The 6,934-nt window shown below is 33.7% G+C and carries 8 protein-coding genes; 7 read left to right on the top strand and 1 reads right to left on the bottom strand.

The window, feature by feature from the left end:
• The 4 genes from HMPREF2811_RS11400 to HMPREF2811_RS11925 all read left to right on the top strand — a co-directional run.
• Nucleotides 1-1,308: hypothetical protein (locus HMPREF2811_RS11400; protein WP_168164948.1), on the top strand; the 1,308-nt coding region annotated here is incomplete at its 5' end.
• Between the two features lie 155 nt (nucleotides 1,309-1,463).
• Nucleotides 1,464-1,721, top strand: coding sequence for a 23S rRNA (pseudouridine(1915)-N(3))-methyltransferase RlmH (locus tag HMPREF2811_RS05290; RefSeq protein ID WP_071408413.1), 258 nt, complete (start codon nucleotides 1,464-1,466; stop codon nucleotides 1,719-1,721).
• Between the two features lie 29 nt (nucleotides 1,722-1,750).
• Nucleotides 1,751-2,026 carry a GNAT family N-acetyltransferase gene (locus HMPREF2811_RS11920; RefSeq protein WP_371441403.1) on the top strand — a complete coding sequence of 92 codons (276 nt, stop codon included), beginning with the start codon at nucleotides 1,751-1,753 and terminating at the stop codon, nucleotides 2,024-2,026.
• Complete coding sequence (locus HMPREF2811_RS11925; RefSeq protein ID WP_371441402.1) at nucleotides 1,962-2,234, top strand: GNAT family N-acetyltransferase; 273 nt, start codon at nucleotides 1,962-1,964, stop codon at nucleotides 2,232-2,234. The genes HMPREF2811_RS11920 and HMPREF2811_RS11925 overlap by 65 nt, the downstream gene beginning before the upstream one ends.
• A 321-nt stretch (nucleotides 2,235-2,555) precedes the next feature.
• On the opposite strand, the gene HMPREF2811_RS05300 is transcribed toward HMPREF2811_RS11925, so the two are convergent.
• Nucleotides 2,556-3,473, bottom strand: coding sequence for a cation diffusion facilitator family transporter (locus tag HMPREF2811_RS05300; RefSeq protein WP_071408414.1), 918 nt, complete (start codon nucleotides 3,471-3,473; stop codon nucleotides 2,556-2,558).
• A gap of 399 nt (nucleotides 3,474-3,872) precedes the next feature.
• Between HMPREF2811_RS05300 and HMPREF2811_RS05305 the strand changes: the two genes are divergently transcribed.
• The 3 genes from HMPREF2811_RS05305 to HMPREF2811_RS05315 all read left to right on the top strand — a co-directional run.
• Nucleotides 3,873-4,763 (top strand): CorA family divalent cation transporter, encoded by an 891-nt coding sequence (locus tag HMPREF2811_RS05305; RefSeq protein ID WP_071408415.1) that lies wholly within the window; start codon nucleotides 3,873-3,875, stop codon nucleotides 4,761-4,763.
• Between the two features lie 185 nt (nucleotides 4,764-4,948).
• The gene (locus HMPREF2811_RS05310) at nucleotides 4,949-6,139 is read left to right on the top strand and encodes a coenzyme F420-0:L-glutamate ligase (RefSeq protein WP_071408416.1); all 1,191 of its coding nucleotides are present in this window, start codon (nucleotides 4,949-4,951) and stop codon (nucleotides 6,137-6,139) included.
• A 183-nt stretch (nucleotides 6,140-6,322) separates the two neighbouring features.
• A partial coding sequence (locus HMPREF2811_RS05315) for an MmcQ/YjbR family DNA-binding protein (protein WP_071408417.1) occupies nucleotides 6,323-6,934 on the top strand: 612 nt, incomplete at its 3' end.

Genomic DNA, 6,934 nt, shown 5'->3' on the forward strand with positions numbered 1-6,934 from the left:
ATTTTTGGCCCCTTTTTAGAATACAATAAACATGGCATGCCAGCGAATTTTTTTGGGGATCCTAATGTGCATGTAGAAAACGGACTAGAATTGGAAGTGAAATCTGATGGCAATTTGTTCATTACTAACCCTGAAGAAACGATTCAATATAAGCCAGTATTAGATTTTGATGGCGGAGTGTTTGAGTTGGAGTATGTTAGTCCAGAGCCTAAAGGGCGTGAAGAATTAATTTATCTCACTGCATCTGATAGTTTTATACATTTAGTGAAGTTTGTTAAAGAAGATAATAGAGAATATATCACTCTAAATTCATTTACTGAAAACCATAGTAAAAAAGAGCTTGCGAGTTCAGTCTCTGTCGAGAGTGAGGAGAAAGTTGAAAAAAATGATCTGACAGAGGAAATTTCACCTGATGGTATTGCGGTACTTCAAGAATTAACAGAGTTAAAAGAATGGCATCTGTTTGGAGATATTATATTAGATATTGGTACTGGAAACATTAATGAGGAACATATGTCTTATAAATCATTTGTAAATTTTTTGAACTTTGAAATTGATAAAGACCTTGTAATTTACTTTAAAGAATATCTTGAAAGTGAAGAAGCAAAAAAATTATTTGCTTCAACTTATGTGGACAGTAATCAAAATAAAGATGGTTTTATAATTGGGGCAAATGAAGTCAATGGTTTCTATGAGAAAGGAAAAGAGACAGAAATCAGGAGTTTACCAGTGCCTACTCTAACTGAGTATGATGATATATTTTTGGCCAATGATGATGGGATGGACAAGCGATTATACATTAAGAAAGAGAACGAGCTTTACGTAATTAGTAACGATTCGGAAAAGGAGATAATAATTTATCAATTTTTACTTGAGGACGACGAAAGATTTGATAGTGATTTTCTCACTGAGTATTTTGGTAGTTCAGATGAAGTTATAGAAGAACCAAAAGGTAAATCAGTAAAAAAATCAAAAAAAGAAGTAAAGATAAATACCCCCTCAGAAAGTAATGAGAATGCGAAGTCTACTAAAGAGGATACAAATAATTTTTATAATAACGATAATATTGCTGATAATATTTATCCGGCGATTGTGTCAGTTGTTAAACAAGCGGTTGAACACAACGAACGGATTACCGGTGCTAAATTTCCATGGAGTTATGACGACTATAATATTAACTCATTAGGTGGAGATATGTATAATACAACAGGACAATTTTCTCATAATGGTTTTACTTATACCTTTGAGTTGATTATCTTCATGAGACCCGACACAAGTGGTCGTGTTGAATTTTATAATGTATATTAAGTAATATATAGTTAAAGATATCTCATGTTTTGCATTTAAGGGGTTATTTTCAATTGCTTTTTAATTTTTAATGTTGGTGAGAAATTCTCACTGACATTTTTTATTTATAACGCTTTAATTATGAAAATTATTGATTAGCTGAGGAAGAGGCGGTCTTGGCCAAAGAAGCTGAACGCATTCAGGCCAAGTTGGATCCAAGTCGCAAAGTGATTGTTTTGGCGATTGAAGGCAAGCTGATTTCTTCTGAAGACTTAGCAAGCACATTAGACAATTATGCCACTTATGGCAGTAGCAAAGTGAGCTTTATCATTGGTGGATCCCTAGGCTTACACCCATCAATTAAAAGCCAAGCTGACATGTCAATTAGCTTTGGACGCATTACTTTACCCCATCAATTTATGCTCATTATGTGAAAAATACTGCCATCACTTTTGAACTAGAAGTGCCGTCAGTATTTGAATTTGAAGAACGTATGACGAATGTTTTAAAACGTTATCCGTATTTAGTAATGGAAGAGCAAAAAGAAATCATTGGTTATGCTTATGCGAGTCCCTTAAATGCACGACAAGCGTATGATTGGTCTTGCGAGATTTCAATTTATTTAGATCCGTCCTACACCAAAAAAAGGTTACGGACGTCAATTATATCAACAAATGGAAATGACTTTAAAAGAGATGGGGATCTTAAATATTTATGCTTGTATTGCTTTTCTGGATGATGAGGATGAGTATCTATCAAAAAATAGTGTTGATTTTCATCAGCACTTAGGTTATCAACAAGCAGGTGTTTTTCATTATTGTGGCTATAAATTTAATCGTTGGTATCACATTATGTGGATGGAAAAAATTATTGCTGAAAAACAAAAAGAAATGCCCAAAATTTTGCCGTACTCACAAATAAAAGAGGATAAGTTTATCGAAGATTAATCTAGGTAAATTATAAATAACACAAAAGAGAGGGAGTGGGCCAGAAGTAGAAAATTGAATGATTTACGCTACGTCTGCCCACCCCGCAAAGCTGGGAGTGAAATAGAAAATCGAATGTTTTTTCGCTTCGTCTGTTCATCCTCCACATAGTAAGTCCACTGCACCACAGTGCTTTAAAATAACAAACTGGATTTATAAAGTTTATGCTTTCGCGCCAACTCTCTCTTTATTATGAGGTATTAAAAGAGTTTAATAGATTTTAAGTTGTTTCAATTATGAGGGATAATGGGCTCTTATTTTCTAAATAACTGAGCTTAAAACTTAGTGGTGGTGATGATGCCCATGGCTATGAGTATGGTCCTTGCGATTAGCGAATATTTTTTCTATATCACGTTTATGTAAGTCGTGTGCTTCACAAGAAGAATCAATTTCAATCGTGACATTATAAACTTGATGGTGTTCTAATAAATGACGAATATCATGTTTTGTTTCTTCTATCAATTGAGTATCATCGACACAAATATGTAAAGTGGCATTGTTTTCAAGACCATCCATCGACCAAAGATTTATTTGATTTATGGATCGGATATTATCGTGTTGAGCTATTTCATTTTCTAATGTTTTTAAGCAGATATCTTCAGGAACCGCACCAAGAAATATTTTCAAATTGGTCCAAAATTGTGGCAAAGCTCGGCTTAAAATAAAGATTGAAATCATGAGTGAAAGCAAGGGGTCTAAGAAATACCAATTAGTAAAACGTAAGATAATTGAAACTGCTATAATAGCTAACCAGCCTAAGATATCTTCTAGGAAATGTAAACCAAGGATCGCTTCGTTTTTAGTTTGTCCACGGCTGACGACATAACTAGCGATAAAATTGATGATAATGGCAATGAGACCTAAAATTAACATACCGTTATAATTGACGGGTTCAGGATGAATTAATTTAGGGATATTTTTAAGGGTAACAAAAAAGGAACCGATAATTAAAATAAGGGCTGTAATCATCGCGCCCAGTAAACTGAATCGTTTATATCCGAGAGAAAATTGATGATCTTCCTTACGATTAGAAAAATTTTCTAAGAAAGCCGCGATCCCAATCGCTACTGCATCACCAGTATCGTGCACAGCGTCCGCTAGTATAGCGCTAGAATTAAAAATTCCTCCATAGATAAATTCAATTATCGCAAAGCTTAAATTCAAAATAAAGGCAATCAGTGTATTAATATTTGATTTCATCATGAATCCTCCTAGTCAACTGATGTTTATATTAATAGTGTAAACCATCCCTTAATAGGAGAGTCAAGACTTTTGTTTATCATCTCACACATATATATATAGTATAATAGGGAGTGTTCAAGAAGTTGAAAATCGATTGATTTTCGCTTCGTTTGTTCACCCGCGCAAAGTAGAGTAGGTCTCAAACAAGTCTAGAGACGCAGATTGAGACCACTCAACCACTGCGTTATAAATTAATTTGACTGGACTTTTCAAGATTAATTTCAGCTAAATTAAGACGCCATTTGAGACCATTCAACCACTGCGCTATCAATTAACGAACAATAAACTTGACTAAATTTAACAAGTTTATGCCCAGCCTCGCTAAAACATTATTAAACAGTAGAAATGAGGAAAATCATGGAAGGATTACCGAAAAAATTAAGTGATGTTAACGTTGAAATAATCGGCGTAAAAGAGTATCACGATAAGTATCAATACCTTATGGAAGATAACCATTTTTTAAATTTTAATAAGCCTGTTAAACACACTAAAATATATGATATGTCTCATTATGCATATGGAGCCCTTTTTTTACCAAAGATTCAGCAACGTAGCGAACAATCTTGTTATTTTTATTTAGATGATGCGAGATTCATTATTATTGAAGAGCATGATTGGATGAAAGACTTGCTTAATCAAATAGCGAATGAAATAAATACTATTGAGCTTACGAAACCGATTCAAGTATTATTAATGATTATTGAAAAAATGATTTATTCACAAGAAAAGTATTTGGATGAAATTGAAGAAAAGTTAGATCAGCAAGAAGAAGCGATGTTAAATAATGATGGTGAATATCAGCCTGATTTAGATCATGAGTTTCATAGATATGGCAGAGATTTATTAGCATTTAAACGTTACTATCAACAATTATCTGAATTTTGCGATTTGTTAGATGAGTATTTTCAAGACATTGCGAAGCCAATCAGTCGAAAAAAATTACAATATTTAAGCCAGTATGCGAAAAGATTAAAAGATGATGCATTGGATTTAAGAGAGTATGTGATGCAATTGCGTGAAATCTATAACGCAGATGTCTCTAATAAGCAAAATCGGATAATGCAGATATTGACAGTGGTGACAACGGTTTTTGCGCCGTTAACCTTATTGACGGGATGGTATGGTATGAATTTTGAACATATCCCTGAATTAGAACCCCCTATATCCTATCCGATAATCATTATGGTCTTCATTGGGATCGTTATATTTGAAGTGTATATGATTAAGAAGAAGAAATGGCTCAATTAATTCGTCAAAACACGAATTATCAATAGCGTTTTCATAGGTGTTTTTCTAAATTTTTCTAAATATAAAAGATTTTCTTTTCTATCTTTCGTTTTTAGTGTATGATGTATCTGGACAATGAATAAGAGAACAAATGCTATGCTCGTTCTATCAACGTCTAAATTCATAATGGAAAGTGTGAAAAGCTTATGGCAAGAAATGTTGGAACAGTTGCTCGTGGTATCCGTTGCCCGATTATTCGACAAGGAGACGATTTAGCGAAAATCGTTGTGGATAGTGTATTGGAGGCAGCTGCCAGTGATCATTTTGAAATTGGTGATCGTGATGTCATCGCAATGACTGAATCTATCGTCGCACGCAGTCAAGGTAATTACGCATCAGTGGAAGCAATTAGTAAAGATGTTCGCCAAAAATTAGGTGGCGAAACAGTGGGGGTTATTTTCCCAATTCTTTCACGTAACCGTTTTTCAATGATTTTAAAAGGAATTGCATTAGGTGCTAAAAAAGTTGTTTTAATGTTATCTTATCCAAGAGATGAAGTAGGAAACCAATTATTAACAGAAGATCAATTAGAAGAACATAATATTGATCCTTATGCTACCGTAATGAATTTAGAAGAATATCGTCGTTTATTTGGCGAAAACTTGCATCCATTCACCGGTGTAGACTATGTTAAGTATTATGCAGAAATTGTGACAGCAGCTGGAGCAGAGGTAGAATTTGTATTTGCGAATCATGCTAAAGAAATTTTGAACTATACTGATAAAGTTATTAACTGTGATGTGCATACTCGTCAACGCACTAAGCGTATTTTAAAAGCACAAGGTGCGACGGTTTATGGATTGGATGATTTATTAACTGAATCTATTGATGGTAGTGGTTATAATGCTGAATTTGGCTTATTAGGATCAAATAAAAGTACAGATGATAGTATTAAGCTATTCCCACATGAATGTACCGATTTAGTTAAAGATGTCCAAGCCCAAATCCTTGCTAAATTAGGTAAACATGTAGAAGTGATGGTTTACGGTGATGGTGCCTTTAAAGATCCAGTAGGACAAATCTGGGAACTAGCTGATCCGGTTGTTTCACCAGCCTTTACGGATGGTTTAGAAGGTACGCCAAATGAATTAAAATTAAAATATTTAGCTGATAATGAATTCAGTGAATTATCAGGTCAAGATTTAAAAGATGCGATTGCGTTGCGTATCAAAGAAAAGGATCAAAGTTTAGTAGGTCAAATGGATTCAGAAGGAACAACACCTCGTCGTATTACCGACTTATTAGGTTCTTTATGTGATTTAACGAGTGGTTCAGGCGATAAAGGGACACCGATTGTATTAGTTCAAGGTTATTTTGATAATTATACACATGATTAATTGTTTTATTCTTAAATAAGAGATTAAAAGGCTCGAAAGACCCAGCGGTTTTGCGAGTCTTTTTTGCGTAATAGAGTCATATTTGAAGAACCACGGATTAAATATTCCTGATAGATAACTTTATTTTTTAGTTTTCACAATAGATGATTTATAATAGTTTTAGAAAGATTGTGGGGTGGTAACATGCGATATTTAGATAGTCTCGTACAAAAACAATTTATTCCTTCTTTAGCGCTTAAGTTTGGTTTTAAAAAAACAGGACCTGAAACATTTGAAATCAATCAACCTTTAAAAACATCCGATTTTGAGGTTCAAATTATAATCGATCATAATGAGATAAAGTTAACAGTGTTTGAATTGCCAGAAAGATTAGAGTATTTGCCTTTCAATTTAAACGAGGATGAGGGAGGTAGTTTTGTTAATCAAATTCGTTCTGAAGTGGATGAAATGATGCATCAAGTTATTGAATCGTGTTATCAACTAAAGGATTTCCGAAAAATAGTATTTGATTTTGTTAGGGCTGAATTAAATACAAAGTTAGAGACACCTTGGGCTAAGCATCCAGAATTGTATGTAATGAAGACAGCTAATCGTCAAAAATGGTATGGATTGATGATGCGCGTCCCATATAAATTATTGGATTCACAGCAGCCAGGTATAGTAGATGTATTAAATCTTAAAGCACCGCCTTTGCAAATCGTTGATTTAATAGACCATCAGACTTTTTATCCAGCTTATCATATGAATAAGAAGCATTGGGTGAGTGTGATAGTGGATGAAAAGATTAATCTAGAG

The organism is Globicatella sp. HMSC072A10 (genome assembly GCF_001811625.1).
Lineage (GTDB): Bacteria > Bacillota > Bacilli > Lactobacillales > Aerococcaceae > Globicatella > Globicatella sanguinis.